The organism is Sphingomonas sp. ACRSK (assembly GCF_022346685.1).
Taxonomy (GTDB): domain Bacteria; phylum Pseudomonadota; class Alphaproteobacteria; order Sphingomonadales; family Sphingomonadaceae; genus Sphingomonas; species Sphingomonas molluscorum.
The window spans coordinates 54,719-69,073 of sequence record NZ_JAKRNR010000009.1 but is presented as its reverse complement, the minus strand read 5'-3'; the positions used below and the strand labels follow the sequence as shown (position 1 = coordinate 69,073).

Sequence of the window (14,355 nt, the reverse complement as noted above, 5' to 3'; positions counted from 1 at the left end):
GTCATCTTTCAAGCCCCTCCCCTTCAGGGGAGGGGTTGGGGTGGGGGCCGGACCAGCGATCCGGCGCGTTGTTCAGCGCGTGCACAATATGCGTGAGCACGCCTTCCATGTTGTTCAGCACGTCCCGATTGAGAACGCGGACCACGAGGTAGCCATGCGCGACAAGCCAGGCGTCGCGCACCGCATCAACGCCTTCGGCGTGCGTGTCGCCATCGACTTCCACCACCAGCGCCTTCTGCGGACAAAGGAAGTCGGCGATATAGCGGCCGATTACTGCCTGCCGCCGAAATTTGAAGCCGGCAAGCTTACTGCCGGAAAGCGCACGCCAAAGCCGCTTTTCGGGTTCGGTGGGTTCGCGGCGCATGGTGACTGCATGCGCCTGCAACGGTGCGAGGGTCTGCTTGGACAGGCCCCACCCCTTGCCCCTCCCCTGAAGGGGAGGGGTCGCAAGAGTTTCCAGTCCGCTCCCCTTCAGGGAACGGCCTTCTTCACTTTCAAAGCCCCTCCCCTTCAGGGGAGGGGTTGGGGTGGGGCCTTCCTGCATCAACCCACGCTGCCTTCCAGCGAAATCCCCAGCAGCTTCTGTGCCTCGACCGCGAACTCCATCGGCAGCTGCTGCAGCACCTCGCGGGCGAAGCCGTTGACGATCAGCGCGACCGCCGCTTCCTGGTCGAGCCCGCGCTGCATCGCGTAGAACAGCTGGTCCTCGCTGATCTTCGAGGTCGTCGCCTCATGCTCGATCTGCGCCGAGGGATTGCGCACCTCGATGTACGGCACGGTGTGCGCGCCGCACTGATCGCCCAGCAACAGGCTGTCGCACTGGGTGAAGTTGCGGACGTTCTCGGCGGTCGGGCCGACGCGCACCAGCCCGCGATAGGTGTTGTCCGAGCGGCCGGCGGAAATGCCCTTCGACACGATGGTCGAGCGGCTGCCCTTGCCCAGGTGGATCATCTTGGTGCCGGTATCGGCCTGCTGGCGATTGTTGGTGACGGCCACCGAATAGAATTCGCCGACGCTGTTCTCGCCCGCCAGCACGCAGCTGGGGTACTTCCAGGTGATGGCGGAGCCGGTCTCGACCTGGGTCCACGACACCTTCGAGTTCTTGCCCTGGCACAGCGCACGCTTGGTGACGAAGTTATAGATGCCGCCGACGCCATTCTCGTCGCCCGGGTACCAGTTCTGAACGGTCGAATATTTGATCTCGGCATCGTCCAGCGCGACCAGCTCGACCACGGCCGCGTGCAGCTGGTTCTCGTCGCGCATCGGCGCGGTGCAGCCCTCGAGGTAGGAGACGTACGAGCCCTTGTCGGCGACGATCAGCGTGCGCTCGAACTGGCCGGTGTTCTCCGCATTGATGCGGAAATAGGTCGACAGCTCCATCGGGCAGCGCACGCCCTCGGGAATGTAGACGAAGGTGCCGTCGGAAAAGACCGCGGAGTTCAGCGTCGCGAAATAGTTATCCCGCTGCGGCACGACCTTGCCGAGCCACTTGCGGACCAGATCGGGGTATTCCCGGATCGCTTCCGAGATCGAGCGGAAGATGACGCCGGCGGCCTCCAGCTCCTTGCGGAACGTGGTGGCGACCGAGACGCTGTCGAACACCGCGTCGACCGCGACCTTGCGCGCGCCCTCGACCCCGGCGAGCATCTTCTGCTCCTCAATCGGGATGCCGAGCTTCTCATAGACGCGCAGGATCTCGGGATCGACCTCGTCCAGGCTGCCGAGCTTCGGCTTCGCCTTGGGCTCGGCGTAATAGTACGCGTCCTGATAGTCGATCGGCGGGACGTTGAGCTTCGACCAGTCCGGCGCCTCCATCGTCTGCCACAGGCGGAACGCCTTCAGGCGCCAGTCGAGCATCCATTCGGGCTCACCCTTCTTGGCGCTGATGTAGCGGACGGTGTCCTCGCTCAGCCCCTTGGGCGCGAAGTCCTGCTCGATGTCCGAGGAGAAGCCCCACTCGTACTTCTTGTTGGCGGCGGCGAGCGCCTCTGCGTTCTTGGTAGCCATTATGCGTGCACTCCGGCACCCGGGCGAAGCGCGGGGTCCAGTTGGGAAAGGGTTGGTTCAACAGGCTCGGGGCCTGCAGAGGAAGAAATCGTTGCCAGGCTGACCGAGGCCAGCGCATCGCGAACCAGGGCGTTGACGCCGCCCCAGTGCGGGCGGACCCGGCAGCTGCCCTCCACCGCGCAGTCGTGGCGGTCGGCATCGACGCAGGTGGTGAGCGCGATCGGCCCTTCCACCGCCTCGACGATGTCAGCAAGCGAAATCGCCGCCGCGGGCCGTGCCAGCCGGAAGCCGCCGGCAGCGCCCCGCCCGGTCTCCACCAGCCCGGCGGCCGACAGGCGGCTCACCAGCTTCTGGACGGTCGGCAGCGGCAGGCCCGTGTCCTCCGCTAGCCGCGTCGCGTTGAGCCGCGCCACGCCCCCGCAGTGGCGCGCGGTCGCGCTCATCATCACGACGGCATAGTCGGCAAGGCTGGAAAGTCGCATGGCTCCCAATCGGATCATTCCGGTCTGAATTGCAAATGGGAGCAGCGACCCTTGGGGTCAACCGGATTTTGCAGGCGCGAAGGCTTCTTCGGCGTTATTGTTCCGATCACAGTAATCGGCCGGCCGCGCCGGGACACTCGCAGGCTTTGACCCCCCTTCCCGCCGCTGCCATAGCCGGGCGATGCGCTTCTACCATCCCCTGCTGTTCTCGCTCGATGCCGAGCTTGCGCACCGCCTGACGATCCGCATGTTGGCTGCCTGGGGTGCCGCCGGTACGCCGTTCGCGCCCGGTGCCGCCCGCGAGATGCCGGTCACAATCGCAGGGCTGCGCTTCCCGAACCCGGTCGGGCTCGCGGCGGGCGTCGACAAGGATGCGGAGGCCGTCGCCGGCTTCTTCGCGCTCGGCTTCGGTTCGGTCGAGGTCGGCACGCTCACCCCGCGCCCGCAGCCGGGCAATCCGCAACCGCGGCTGTTCCGGCTGGTGGAGGACCGCGCTGTCATCAACCGCATGGGGTTCAACAACGGCGGGCTCGACGCGGCGCTCGACCGCATCGCCCGAATGCCCGAGCGCCGCGGCGTGCTCGGCATCAACGTCGGCGCCAACAAGGAATCGGTGGCAGGCGACAGCGCCATCGCGGATTATGTCGCCGGCATCACGAAGGCAGCGCCCTTCGCCGACTATCTGACGATCAACATCAGCTCGCCCAACACGCCGGGCCTGCGCAACCTGCAGGCACAGCCGGCGCTGGGCGAGCTGATCGCCGCCTGCGACGCCGCACGCCACTTGGCGGTCCGACGCGTGCCGCTGTTCCTGAAGGTGGCGCCCGATCTCGATCGCGCCGGGCTGGAGGTCGCGGCCCGTGCGGCGATCGACGGCGGCATCGACGCGCTGGTCGTCTCCAACACCACCATCTCGCGGCCGGCGGGGCTGCGGTCGGCGAATGCGGGCGAGACGGGCGGGCTTTCGGGCGCCCCGCTCGCCGCGCTCGCCCGCGCCAGGCTTGCCGAAGCGCGCGACTTCACAGGCGGGCAGCTGCCGCTGGTGTCGGTCGGCGGCATCGGCTCGGCGGACGAAGCGCAGCGTCGGCTCGATGCGGGTGCCAGCCTGGTCCAGCTCTACTCGGCGCTGGTGTTCGAGGGGCCGGGCCTCGCGCGTCGGATCGTCGCAGGACTCCGGCCCTAGCCTCAGTCCTCCGCGGCGATGGTCACGCGCAGGCCGTCGAGGGCCGGGGTGAACTGGATCTGGCACGACAGGCGCGAGCGTTCGTCACGGTCCGACGTGCTGTCGAGCAGCTCGTCTTCGTCCTCGCTCATCTGCGGCAGCAGCGGCAGGAATTCCGCGTCGACATGGACGTGGCAGGTCGCGCAGCTGCAGCAGCCGCCGCACAGCGCCAGCAACTCATCGAAGCCGGCGTCGCGGATCACTTCCATCACGCTCAGGCCGACCTCTGCGGGCACGCTGCGTTCTTCTCCTTCGCGCGTGGTAACGGTAAGCGTGGGCATGCATTTTCTCCAGAACAGCTGTCAGGGCATTGGCGACCGCCGCCGCCAAATTCAAGGCGCACGGGCTCGGATGCAGGCATGGGCCTGAGCGCACAACAGCTGCGCGAGGCACTGGATGCCCTCGCCGCGATCGAGCCCGCATTCGCCGCCGCGGTCGGGCGCGTCGGCTATCCCCCGCCCCGCATCCGCGAGCCCGGCTATGCGACGCTGCTGCGCACGATCGTCGGCCAGCAGGTGAGCGTCCATGCCGCCGCCGCCGTGTGGCGCCGGCTGGAGGAGGCGCTGGGCGAGGTCGAGGACCCCGCCCGTCTCGCCGCCGCAAGCGACGAGACGCTGCGCGCCGCCGGGCTTTCCCGGCAGAAGATCGGCTATGCCCGCAGCTTGGCCGACGAAGTGGCGAGCGGGCGACTGGACCTGGCCGCGCTGCCGACGGATGACGAGGAAGCGATCACGGCGCTTACCCGCATCAAGGGGATCGGGCGCTGGTCGGCGGAAATCTACCTGTTGTTCGCGGAGGGGCGGCCGGACATCTGGCCGGCCGGCGACCTCGCGGTGCAGGTGGAGGTCGGGCGCATCCTGGGCCACGCCGAACGCCCGAACGAGAAGCTGGTGCGGGTGTTGGCGGAAGGCTGGCGCCCACACCGCGGGGCCGCGGCGATCCTCGCCTGGCACCATTACAACAGCAAGATGGAGGTGATCTGATCGTCCGGTGCGGCTCGACCGGCAGCGCCCGATGCCACCATTTCGCTTGCGCAACCTTGGCGGCCCACGAATAACGGGCGCGTGGCATTCTCTCCCGTCCTCTCCACCGTCGCGGAAACGATCCAGGTCGCGATCGCGCCCGTCTTCCTGCTCGCCGGCCTCGGCGCGATCCTGAACGTGATGGTCGGGCGGCTGGCCCGCATCGTCGACCGCTCGCGCCAGCTGACCGCGTTGCAGCTGCGCGGCGACGATCCCGAGCGGGTCCAGCACGTGGCGGAGCTGCGGCTGATCGACGGGCGTATCCGCATGATCAACAACGCGGTCTATCTGGTCGTCATGGCCGCGATCGCGATCTGTCTGGTGGTGGCGATGCTATTCGTGGCCGAACTGGGCAATTTCCAGATCGGCCAGGTGATCGCGGTGGCCTTCATCGTCTCGATGCTGCTGCTGACCGGCGGGCTGATCTGCTTCCTGATCGAGATCCACATGTCCGTGCGCGCGATCCGCGTCCGCTCCGACCTGCTCGAACTGCCGCTGCCGTGACCAGAGGCGCCGAGCGCCGGCTGCTGCAGGCGGTCGTGGCCCTATTGTGCCTGATCCCACTGTCCACGGCGAGCGTCGGCATCCTGCGCGGGGCCGGGTGGCTGGCGCACGACGCCGTGCGCGCGGACCTCGACAGCCATTTCCGCTACCTGTCCGGCGTGTTCCTGGGGATGGCGCTGGGCTTTGCCAGCTGCATCCCCGCCATCGAGCGCCAAGCCGCGCACTTTCGCCTGCTGGGGATGATGGTGGTGATCGGCGGCTTGGCACGGGCCTGGTCGCTGATCGAGGTTGGCCCGCCGTCGACGGGGCATCTGGTCGGGCTGTGCGTGGAGCTGGGCGCGGTACCGCTGGTGTTGCTATGGCAGGCGAGCCTGCAACGCCGCTGGCGCGAGTAGGTCTTCGTCGCACTTCCTTCCGTATCCCCGCGCAGGCGGGGATCCAGGGCCCAGCAGAAAGCACGGTCGCGCCCGGGGTCCTGGGCTCCTGCCTGCGCAGGAGCACGCGGGAGGCGCGCGCTAGGCCGTCTACCGCGCCCCTTCCAGCCCGCGCTCCGTCGGCACGCTCGCCACATAGCCGGGCTTCACCCGCAGGCGGCCGCGCTGCTCGAACGCATAGCCGGCGCCCAGCAGCAGCGCCTCGCTGTACTTGGGGCCGAGGAAGGACAAGCCGGCGGGCAGCCCCTGCACCAGCCCCATCGGGACGGTCAGGTGCGGCGTGCCGGCCACCGCCGGGAGCTCACTGGCCGAGGGCGGCACGAAGTGGTCGCCGTGCACCGGATCGGACAGCCACGGCAGGCCATAGGTCGGCGACACCAGCAGCTGCACCTTTGCCTGGCCCAGCATCGCGTCGATGCCTTCGGCACCCGCGAGCCGCAGCGCCTTGGCGCGCGCTTCCTTATAGGCGGGGTCTTCGAGACCGGGCATCTTCTGCGCCGCCTCGAACGTATCCTGGCCGAAGAAGCGCATCTCGGTATCGGCATGCTCGGCGTTGAAGGCGATCACGTCGGCGAGCGTGCGGGCCTTCACGGCGGGCGGCGTGGTCGCGAGATAGGCGTTGAGGTCGGCCTTCAGCTCGGCCTTCAGCACCAGGAACTCGGCCTCGCCCAGCCCGTCCAGCTTGGGTGGCGTCACGTCGACCAGGGTCGCGCCTGCCGCGCGCAGCACCGCGAGCGCCGCATCATATTGCTTCGCCAGCGGTGCCGACATCTCCGGGCGGAGCACGCCCACGCGCACGCCCTTCAGCGCGTCGGCCGAGAGCGCGGCGGCATAGTCGGTGCGGTGCCGGTCGGCGTCGCGCGTGGTCGGGTCGGCCGGGTCGCTGCCGACCATTGCCGAGAACAGCAGCGCCGTATCGCGCACGCTGCGCGCCATCGGGCCCGCGGTGTCCTGGCTGTGGCTGATGGGCACGATGTGGGTGCGGCTGACCAAGCCGATCGTCGGCTTGAGCCCCACCAGCCCGTTCATCGCCGCCGGGCACACGACCGAGCCGTCGGTCTCCGTCCCCACCGCCGCCGCGGCGAGGCTGGCGGCGGCCGCGGCGCCGCTGCCGCTCGACGAGCCACACGCGGTCCGGTCGAGCGCGTAGGGGTTGCGGACCAGCCCGCCGATTGCGCTCCATCCGCTGATCGACCCGGAAGAGCGGATGTTCGCCCATTCGGACAGGTTGGTCTTGCCCAGGATCACGGCGCCTGCCGCACGCAGCCGCGCCACCACCGGCGCATCGCGGCCGGTGCGATTGTCCTTGAGCGCCAGGCTGCCGGCGGTGGTCGGCAGTTCCCGAGTCTCGATATTGTCCTTGATCAGCAACGGTACGCCATGGAGCGGACCGCGGATGCGTCCTGCGCGCCGCTCGGCGTCGAGCGCGCGCGCCTGCGCCAGCGCCTCGGGGTTGACGGCGATGACGCTGCGCAGCGACGGCCCCTTGCGGTCGATCGCCTCGATGCGCGCGAGATAGGCGCGAGTCAGCGCCTCGCTGCTGGTGCCCGCGGCCAGCGCGGCTGCCGCGTCGGAGAGGGAGAGTTCCTCGATGGGAGGCGTCTGGGGCGGCTCCGCGCGTGCGGTCGTCGCAAGCGCCAGCAGCGCCAATCCCAGCATTCCCCCTTGTACCCGCCGCATCCCATACTCCCTAGCTTGTGGACGCAGCTTGAGGCCGGCAGCGACCGCTTGCAACGGGGCCGGCAGGGCTGCCGGGCGCAGGCGAAAATTTTTTGAGGCTGCGGTTTTCGCTTGAACGCTAGGAATGTCCACGCGTCGCGCGCGCCGGGGAACGATGAACGCCGGATTCACTGCGACGAGCGATCTTGCAAGCCGCCGAGGTTTGCGCGACACCAAGTCTTGTGGTGGCGCCTGGGAAGCGGCGCTATCGCTGGTATCCAGCGAAGGCTTCCAGTTTGAACGGAATGCGGCGGAAAAGCCGCGTTTTTTGACGGTGCAGGTGGCTCACGCGGGCTGGTTGCGGCCGTGTTCGGCGACGCTACATCGGGCCTGCCAAGGCCGCGAACAAGACATTTGGAACGAGGGCAGCATGGACTTCAGCAGGGACAGCCAGGACAATCGCGCAGGCGACAGCACGACCACGCTGGACGCACCCGCCCCTGCGGCCGCGCGCGACAGCCGCTCGATCGCCCGGCCCTATCCGGTCGAGGTCGACCATGCGCGCGACGCGCTGCTGACCGAGTTCGGCAAGGAGACGCTGACCGACCGCTATCTGCTGCCCGGTGAGTCGTTCCAGGACCTGTTCGTGCGTGTGGCCTCCGCCTACGCCGACGATGCCGCGCATGCGCAGCGCGTGTACGACTATATCTCGCGCCTGTGGTTCATGCCGGCGACGCCCGTGCTGTCCAACGGCGGCACCGGCCGCGGCCTGCCGATCTCCTGCTACCTGAACTCGGTTCCCGACAGCCTGGAAGGCATTGTCGAGACTTGGAACGAGAACGTCTGGCTGGCATCGCGCGGCGGCGGCATCGGCACCTATTGGGGCAATGTCCGCGGCATCGGCGAGCCGGTGGGCCTCAACGGCAAGACCAGCGGCATCATCCCGTTCGTGCGCGTGATGGATTCGCTCACCCTCGCGATTTCGCAGGGGTCGCTCCGCCGCGGCTCGGCCGCCTGCTACCTCGACATCTCCCACCCGGAGATCGAGGAGTTCCTGGAGATCCGCAAAACCTCGGGCGACTTCAACCGCAAGGCGCTGAACCTGCACCACGGCGTGCTGATCCCCGACGCGTTCATGGAAGCGGTGCGCGCGGGCGCCGAATGGGAGCTCAAGAGCCCCAAGGACGGCTCGGTCCGCGGTAAGGTGGACGCACGCGCGCTGTTCCAGAAGCTGGTCGAGGTCCGCCTCGCCACCGGTGAGCCGTACATCGTCTTCTCCGACCATGTGAACTCGACGATGCCCAAGCATCATCGCGACCTGGGGCTCAAGGTCTCGACCTCGAACCTCTGCTCGGAAATCACGCTGCCGACCGGCACCGACCATCTCGGCAACGATCGCACCGCGGTGTGCTGCCTCTCCTCCCTCAACCTTGAGAAGTGGGACGAGTGGAACGGCGACAAGCGCTTCATCGAGGACGTGATGCGCTTCCTCGACAACGTGCTGACCGACTACATCAAGAACGCCCCCGACGAGATGGCGCGCGCCCGCTATTCGGCCGAGCGCGAGCGTTCGGTGGGTCTGGGCGTCATGGGCTTCCACAGCTTCCTCCAGGCGCGCGGGCTGCCGTTCGAGGGGGCGATGGCCAAGTCGTGGAACCTCAAGATCTTCAAGCACATCAACGCCCAGGTGAACGAGGCGTCGATGCAGCTGGCGGTCGAGCGCGGCCCCTGCCCCGACGCCGCCGACATGGGCGTGATGGAGCGGTTCAGCTGCAAGATGGCGATCGCGCCGACGGCATCGATCTCGATCATCTGCGGCGGCACCTCGGCGTGCATCGAGCCGATCCCGGCGAACATGTACACGCACAAGACGCTGTCGGGCTCGACCGCGGTCAAAAACCCGCACCTCCAGAAGCTGCTGCGCGAGAAGTCGAAGGATTCGGACGCGGTCTGGAACTCGATCCTCGAGCATGGCGGCTCGGTCCAGCACCTCGACTTCCTGTCGGCGGACGAAAAGGCGTGCTTCAAGACCAGCTTCGAGATCGACCAGCGCTGGCTGCTCGAACTGGCCGGTGACCGCACGCCCTATATCGACCAGGCGCAGTCGCTGAACCTGTTCATCCCGGCCGACGTGGAGAAGTGGGACCTGCTGATGCTCCACTTCCGCGCCTGGGAGCTGGGCATCAAGTCGCTCTATTACCTGCGCTCGAAGTCGATTCAGCGCGCAGGCTTCGCCGGCACCGGCGGCGTCGAGGCGGACAACACGCCCGAGGCGCCGAAGTTCGAAATCGGCGAGAGCACCGACTACGACGAGTGCCTGGCCTGCCAGTAAGGCCGCGCAGCCGCCCGTCGGCTATGCTATAGGAAGGCGTCCCGGAAGCCGTAGCTTCGGGACGCCGATCCGCCCCGGCTGGGGCGACGAGGATGGAATGAACGCAGCCTCCGCCACGTTCGGAAACGCCGCACCGGCCCGCGCATCGCGGACCGCTGCGGCGGCATCCGAATCAGAGCGGCTCGCCGTCCTCTTCCTCTTCGAAGGTGACCGCGACGTCCGCGTTCGCCGACAGGCGGACCTTGTCGCCCTCGACCTCGGCGACGAGACCGATGGAGATGAAGTGGTGATGGTCGGTATGCAGGCCTTCCTCGACACCCTCGATGTCGGCACCGCTGTCCTGCTTGGTCAGCTTGATACGGTCGCCCTCGACCTTGTCGACGGTACCGACATGGACGCCGTCCGCGCCGATCACTTCCATATGTTCCTTGATGGCCGACAGGTCTGCCATGGGAGTCCTCCTTGGTTGGTGACGGCCGATCAACGCACGTCGCGGCGGATGGTCGCATGACCGTCGCGGTGTTCATCATGTACGGCGTGGCACTCGTCGCAGGTGTGGCCGGCGCCTGGCTGCTCCTGCGGCTGCGCACCGCCACCAGCGAGGGTGCGGTCTACGGCTATCGCATCGCCGGCACGATGCTCGCGGCCTTCGCCCTCGTCCTTGCCATCTTCGCGACGGCGCAATGGTCCTGGAACCAGACACCATGACCGGTCGCCGCGCCCGCCCCATTCAAATTCCTGGAGTCTGACCCATGCCCCTTCTCGACGCCCGCAAGACCTACAAGCCCTTCGAATATCCCTGGGCCTATGAATATTGGAAGCGCCAGCAGCAGGTTCACTGGCTGCCGGAGGAAGTGCCGCTGGGCGAGGATTGCCGCGACTGGGCGCAGAAGCTGTCCGATCACGAGCGCAACCTGCTGACGCAGATCTTCCGCTTCTTCACCCAGGCCGACGTCGAGGTGCAGGACTGCTACCACGAGAAGTACGGCCGCGTGTTCAAGCCGACCGAGGTCAAGATGATGCTGACCGCGTTCAGCAACATGGAGACGATCCACATCGCGGCCTACAGCCATCTGCTCGACACCATCGGCATGCCCGAGAGCGAATATGGCGCCTTCCTCGACTATGCCGAGATGAAGGACAAGCACGACTATCTGCAGCAGTTCGGCGTCGATAGCGACGAGGACATCGCGCGCACGCTGGCGATGTTCGGCGGCTTCACCGAGGGCGTGCAGTTGTTCGCGTCGTTCGCGATGCTGATGAACTTCCCGCGCTTCAACAAGATGAAGGGCATGGGGCAGATCGTGTCCTGGTCGGTGCGCGACGAGAGCCTGCACTGCGAAGGCATCATCCAGCTGTTCCACGCCTTCACCAAGGAGCGCGACTGCCTGACCAAGGCGGTGAAGGACGACATCGCCGACCAGTGCCAGACGACGATCCGGCTGGAGGACGCGTTCATCGACCTCGCGTTCGAGATGGGCCCGGTCAACGGCATGACCCCCAAGGAGATCAAGAAGTACATCCGCTACATCGCCGACTGGCGGATGGGGCAGCTGGGCATGAAGCCGATCTACATGATCGACGAGCATCCGCTGCCGTGGCTGACGCCGCTGTTGAACGGCGTCGAGCACGCCAACTTCTTCGAACAGCGCGCGACCGAATATTCGAAGGGCGCGACCCGCGGCAACTGGAACGAGGTCTGGGACAGCTTCGACAAGCGCCAGAAGGCCAAGGGCCCGGCCGCCGCGAACGAGGAAGCCGGCGAGAGCGACATGTTCTCCCACAACGGCGTCGCCGCGGAGTAACTCCAGGCTGTCCGCCGAACCGAAGGGGCGTCGCGCTGCGGCGCCCCTTTTGCGTTCAGGCCGGGTCCGCGAGCCGGTCGAGGATCGGGCAGTCCGGCCGGTCGTCGCCGTGGCAGCGCTGCGCCAGGTCGAGCAGCGTGCCCCGCATCTCCTCCAGGGCTCGCGCCTTGCGGCCGAGTTCCTCCGCACGCGCAATCGCCAGCGCCTTCACGTCTGCGCTCGATCGGTGGCGATCCTGCCACAGGCCCAGGAGCGAGCGGATCTCCTCGATCGGAAAGCCCAAGTCGCGGGCATGGGCGACGAAGCGCAAGCGCGCCACATCCGCCGCGTCATAGTCGCGATAGCCGCTGTCCCGCCGCAGCGGCGCCGGGATCAGGCCGATCTTCTCATAATGGCGGATCATCCGCTGGGAGATGCCGCTCGCGTCCGCCGCCTGGCCGATGTTCATAGCCGCACTCCGTTCAGTCGCAGCGCGTTGGTTACCACTGCGAACGACGACAACGCCATCGCCGCCCCGGCGAGCATCGGCGACAGCAGGATGCCGGCGACCGGATAGAGCACGCCGGCCGCAACGGGCACGCCGATGCCGTTGAACAGGAAGGAAAAGGCGAGGTTCTGGCGGATGTTGCGCATCGTCGCCTTCGCCAGCCGCCGTGCGCGCACCATCGCGGCCAGGTCGCCGCGGGTCAGCGTCAGCCCCGCGCTTTCGATCGCGACATCGGTGCCGGTTCCCATCGCGACGCCGACATCGGCTGCGGCAAGCGCGGGCGCGTCGTTGATGCCGTCGCCCGCCATCGCCACCCGCGCACCGCGCGCCTTGAGCTCGCCGACGATGCGGGCCTTGTCCTCGGGCGCGAGCCCGGCGTGGACCTCGTCGATGCCGCCGATGGTGCGCGCGACCGCCTCCGCCGTGCCGCGGCCGTCGCCGGTGAGCATGACGATCCGCAGGCCCTCGGCACGCAGCTGGGCGATCGCTCCAGAGGCGGACTCGCGGACGGGATCGGCGACGCCGAGCAGGCCGGCGATGCCGCCGTCGACCGCGACCAGCATCACGCCCGCGCCGTCGTGGGCCAGCGCCTCCACGCGGGCGGCGAGCGGCCGCGGGTCCGCGCCCGCGTCGCGCATCAGCGCGGCATTGCCGATCGCGACCGAATGTCCCGCGACCGTTGCGGTCACGCCCGCGCCCGTCTTTGAACGGAAGCCCTCGGCCGGTGCCACGGCCAGCCCGCGCCGGGCCGCTTCCGCCACGATGGCGTGCGCCAGTGGATGCTCGGAGTGCGCCTCCACCGCCGCCGCGAGCGCGAGCAGTTCGTCCTCGGCCACTTCGACGGGCTCGATCACGGTCAGCCGCGGCTTGCCCTCGGTCAGCGTGCCCGTCTTGTCGATCACCAGCGTGTCGACCTTCTCCAGCGCCTGCAACGCCTCGGCATCCTTGACCAGCACGCCGGCCTGGGCGCCGCGGCCAGTGCCGACCATGATCGACATCGGCGTGGCGAGCCCCAGCGCGCAGGGGCAGGCGATGATCAGCACCGCGATGGCGTTCAGCAGCGCATGGCTGAACCGCGGCTCCGGCCCGGCGACATTCCACACCAGGAACGTCGCGGCCGCGATCGCCACCACCAGCGGTACGAACCAGCCGGAGACGCGATCCGCCACCGCCTGGATCGGCGCACGGCTGCGCTGTGCGGCGGCCACCATTGCGACGATGCGCGCGAGCACCGTGTCGGCGCCCACCGCGCGTGCCTCCATCACGAGAGCACCGGTGCCGTTGACGGTACCGCCGGTCAGCGCCGCGCCCGCTTCCTTGGCGACGGGCGCGGGCTCGCCGGTGAGCATCGATTCGTCGATCGACGACTGCCCCTCCACCACGATCCCGTCGACCGGCACCGCCTCGCCCGGACGCACGCGCAGCCGGTCGCCCGCAAGGATGGCGTCGAGCGGCACTTCCGTCTCGCCTCCGTCGGCATCGATCCGGCGCGCGGTCTTCGGCGCGAGGTTCAGGAGCGCGCGGATGGCGCGGCCGGTCGCGGCGCGGGCGCGCAGTTCCAGCACCTGGCCCAGCAGCACCAGCGTCACGACGACGCCCGCCGCCTCATAATAGACGGGCACCATGCCGTGGATGCGGAAGGTGGACGGGAACAGCCCGGGCGCCACCGTCGCCACCAGGCTGTAGAGGAACGCCGCCCCTACCCCGATCGACACCAGCGTGAACATGTTGAAGTGGCGCGAGCGCAGCGAAGCCCACCCGCGCTCGAAGAACGGCAGCCCTGCCCACAGGACGATCGGCGCCGCCAGCGCGAGTTGCACCCAGGCCGACCATGCAGGCGGCACCAGCCGCAGCCCCAGCATCTCCGCCCCCATCGAGAGGCCGAGCAGCGGCACCGCGAGCGCCGCGGACACCCAGGTGCGGCGGGTGAAGTCGACCAGTTCCGGGTTGGGACCATCGTCGAGCGACGGCGCCTCCGGCTCCAGCGCCATGCCGCAGATCGGGCAGGTGCCGGGCCCCTGCTGCCGGATCTCCGGGTGCATCGGACAGGTATAAATCGCATCGGGCGCGGCAGGCGCCTGCGCGCGGGGCGCATCCCCGAGATAGCGGTCGGGATCGGCCAGGAACTTGGTGCGGCAACCGGCGCAGCAGAAATGATAGGCGACACCGTGATGTTCGGCATGATGGGCGGTCTTGGCCGGATCCACCGCCATTCCGCACACCGGGTCCCTGGCCATGGCTCCTCCGCCACAGCATCCTCCCTGCGCGTGGTCCGTCATCGGCGAGTGGTGATCGTGCATCGCATCCTCCATCGCCGTCCTAGATGGGGACTGACATCATGTCAGGGTCAAGGGCTGCTTTCCGCTTGACCCTGACACGGTGTCAGCCGCCAAGGTCCTCA

The 14,355-nt window shown here is 68.3% G+C and carries 15 protein-coding genes; 7 read left to right on the top strand and 8 right to left on the bottom strand.

What is annotated here, in order from left to right:
- Position 1: 1 nt before the first annotated feature.
- The 3 genes from MHZ35_RS06880 to MHZ35_RS06870 form a co-directional block, all read right to left on the bottom strand.
- Positions 2–364 carry an endonuclease domain-containing protein gene (locus MHZ35_RS06880; protein ID WP_239434941.1) on the bottom strand — a complete coding sequence of 121 codons (363 nt, stop codon included), beginning with the start codon at positions 362–364 and terminating at the stop codon, positions 2–4.
- 179 nt (positions 365–543) lie between these two features.
- On the bottom strand, positions 544–2,007 hold the full coding sequence (gene sufB, locus MHZ35_RS06875) for a Fe-S cluster assembly protein SufB (protein WP_239434940.1): 1,464 nt from the start codon (positions 2,005–2,007) through the stop codon (positions 544–546).
- Entirely contained in the window at positions 2,007–2,489 is a 483-nt protein-coding gene (locus MHZ35_RS06870) for an SUF system Fe-S cluster assembly regulator (RefSeq protein ID WP_125962022.1), read from the bottom strand. The genes sufB and MHZ35_RS06870 overlap by 1 nt, the downstream gene beginning before the upstream one ends.
- A gap of 181 nt (positions 2,490–2,670) precedes the next feature.
- Between MHZ35_RS06870 and MHZ35_RS06865 the strand changes: the two genes are divergently transcribed.
- Positions 2,671–3,672 carry a quinone-dependent dihydroorotate dehydrogenase gene (locus tag MHZ35_RS06865; protein WP_239434939.1) on the top strand — a complete coding sequence of 334 codons (1,002 nt, stop codon included), beginning with the start codon at positions 2,671–2,673 and terminating at the stop codon, positions 3,670–3,672.
- A 2-nt stretch (positions 3,673–3,674) separates the two neighbouring features.
- On the opposite strand, the gene MHZ35_RS06860 is transcribed toward MHZ35_RS06865, so the two are convergent.
- Complete coding sequence (locus MHZ35_RS06860) at positions 3,675–3,992, bottom strand: 2Fe-2S iron-sulfur cluster-binding protein (RefSeq protein ID WP_125961975.1); 318 nt, start codon at positions 3,990–3,992, stop codon at positions 3,675–3,677.
- 78 nt (positions 3,993–4,070) lie between these two features.
- Here MHZ35_RS06860 and MHZ35_RS06855 point away from each other — a divergent pair, with 78 nt between their 5' ends.
- From MHZ35_RS06855 to MHZ35_RS06845, 3 genes are all read left to right on the top strand, one after another.
- Positions 4,071–4,694: a DNA-3-methyladenine glycosylase family protein gene (locus MHZ35_RS06855; RefSeq protein WP_239434938.1), complete on the top strand. Its 624-nt coding sequence runs from the start codon at positions 4,071–4,073 to the stop codon at positions 4,692–4,694.
- Between the two features lie 81 nt (positions 4,695–4,775).
- The gene (locus tag MHZ35_RS06850; RefSeq protein WP_239434937.1) at positions 4,776–5,237 is read left to right on the top strand and encodes a DUF2721 domain-containing protein; all 462 of its coding nucleotides are present in this window, start codon (positions 4,776–4,778) and stop codon (positions 5,235–5,237) included.
- Positions 5,234–5,632, top strand: a complete 399-nt coding sequence (locus MHZ35_RS06845) for a DUF4345 domain-containing protein (RefSeq protein WP_239434936.1) — start codon at positions 5,234–5,236, stop codon at positions 5,630–5,632. The genes MHZ35_RS06850 and MHZ35_RS06845 overlap by 4 nt, the downstream gene beginning before the upstream one ends.
- Positions 5,633–5,761: 129 nt before the next feature.
- Here the strand turns inward: MHZ35_RS06845 and MHZ35_RS06840 are convergent, their stop codons facing one another.
- Positions 5,762–7,351 (bottom strand): amidase, encoded by a 1,590-nt coding sequence (locus MHZ35_RS06840; RefSeq protein WP_239434935.1) that lies wholly within the window; start codon positions 7,349–7,351, stop codon positions 5,762–5,764.
- Positions 7,352–7,760: 409 nt separating this feature from the next.
- Here MHZ35_RS06840 and MHZ35_RS06835 point away from each other — a divergent pair, with 409 nt between their 5' ends.
- Complete coding sequence (locus MHZ35_RS06835; protein ID WP_239434934.1) at positions 7,761–9,662, top strand: ribonucleoside-diphosphate reductase subunit alpha; 1,902 nt, start codon at positions 7,761–7,763, stop codon at positions 9,660–9,662.
- Positions 9,663–9,834: 172 nt separating this feature from the next.
- Here MHZ35_RS06835 and MHZ35_RS06830 read toward each other — a convergent pair whose 3' ends face one another.
- Positions 9,835–10,113 (bottom strand): DUF2171 domain-containing protein, encoded by a 279-nt coding sequence (locus MHZ35_RS06830; RefSeq protein WP_239434933.1) that lies wholly within the window; start codon positions 10,111–10,113, stop codon positions 9,835–9,837.
- A 56-nt stretch (positions 10,114–10,169) separates the two neighbouring features.
- Between MHZ35_RS06830 and MHZ35_RS06825 the strand changes: the two genes are divergently transcribed.
- The gene (locus MHZ35_RS06825; protein WP_239434932.1) at positions 10,170–10,370 is read left to right on the top strand and encodes a hypothetical protein; all 201 of its coding nucleotides are present in this window, start codon (positions 10,170–10,172) and stop codon (positions 10,368–10,370) included.
- 44 nt (positions 10,371–10,414) lie between these two features.
- On the top strand, positions 10,415–11,467 hold the full coding sequence (locus MHZ35_RS06820; RefSeq protein WP_132883166.1) for a ribonucleotide-diphosphate reductase subunit beta: 1,053 nt from the start codon (positions 10,415–10,417) through the stop codon (positions 11,465–11,467).
- 55 nt (positions 11,468–11,522) lie between these two features.
- On the opposite strand, the gene cueR is transcribed toward MHZ35_RS06820, so the two are convergent.
- Entirely contained in the window at positions 11,523–11,915 is a 393-nt protein-coding gene (cueR, locus tag MHZ35_RS06815) for a Cu(I)-responsive transcriptional regulator (protein WP_129342047.1), read from the bottom strand.
- A complete protein-coding gene (locus MHZ35_RS06810) occupies positions 11,912–14,191 on the bottom strand; it encodes a heavy metal translocating P-type ATPase (RefSeq protein WP_274615708.1) in 2,280 nt (759 codons plus the stop codon). Before MHZ35_RS06810 ends, cueR begins: the two co-directional genes overlap by 4 nt.
- Between the last annotated feature and the right edge of the window lie 164 nt (positions 14,192–14,355).

Coding starts and splice junctions, on each gene's coding strand:
- MHZ35_RS06860 (WP_125961975.1), bottom strand. CDS start 3,992: ATGCCCACGCTTACCGTTACCACGCGCGAAGGAGAAGAACGCAGCGTG.
- cueR (WP_129342047.1), bottom strand. CDS start 11,915: ATGAACATCGGCCAGGCGGCGGACGCGAGCGGCATCTCCCAGCGGATG.
- MHZ35_RS06810 (WP_274615708.1), bottom strand. CDS start 14,191: ATGGCCAGGGACCCGGTGTGCGGAATGGCGGTGGATCCGGCCAAGACC.
- MHZ35_RS06840 (WP_239434935.1), bottom strand. CDS start 7,351: ATGCGGCGGGTACAAGGGGGAATGCTGGGATTGGCGCTGCTGGCGCTT.
- MHZ35_RS06870 (WP_125962022.1), bottom strand. CDS start 2,489: ATGCGACTTTCCAGCCTTGCCGACTATGCCGTCGTGATGATGAGCGCG.
- MHZ35_RS06825 (WP_239434932.1), top strand. CDS start 10,170: ATGACCGTCGCGGTGTTCATCATGTACGGCGTGGCACTCGTCGCAGGT.
- MHZ35_RS06830 (WP_239434933.1), bottom strand. CDS start 10,113: ATGGCAGACCTGTCGGCCATCAAGGAACATATGGAAGTGATCGGCGCG.
- sufB (WP_239434940.1), bottom strand. CDS start 2,007: ATGGCTACCAAGAACGCAGAGGCGCTCGCCGCCGCCAACAAGAAGTAC.
- MHZ35_RS06820 (WP_132883166.1), top strand. CDS start 10,415: ATGCCCCTTCTCGACGCCCGCAAGACCTACAAGCCCTTCGAATATCCC.
- MHZ35_RS06855 (WP_239434938.1), top strand. CDS start 4,071: ATGGGCCTGAGCGCACAACAGCTGCGCGAGGCACTGGATGCCCTCGCC.
- MHZ35_RS06880 (WP_239434941.1), bottom strand. CDS start 364: ATGCGCCGCGAACCCACCGAACCCGAAAAGCGGCTTTGGCGTGCGCTT.
- MHZ35_RS06835 (WP_239434934.1), top strand. CDS start 7,761: ATGGACTTCAGCAGGGACAGCCAGGACAATCGCGCAGGCGACAGCACG.
- MHZ35_RS06865 (WP_239434939.1), top strand. CDS start 2,671: ATGCGCTTCTACCATCCCCTGCTGTTCTCGCTCGATGCCGAGCTTGCG.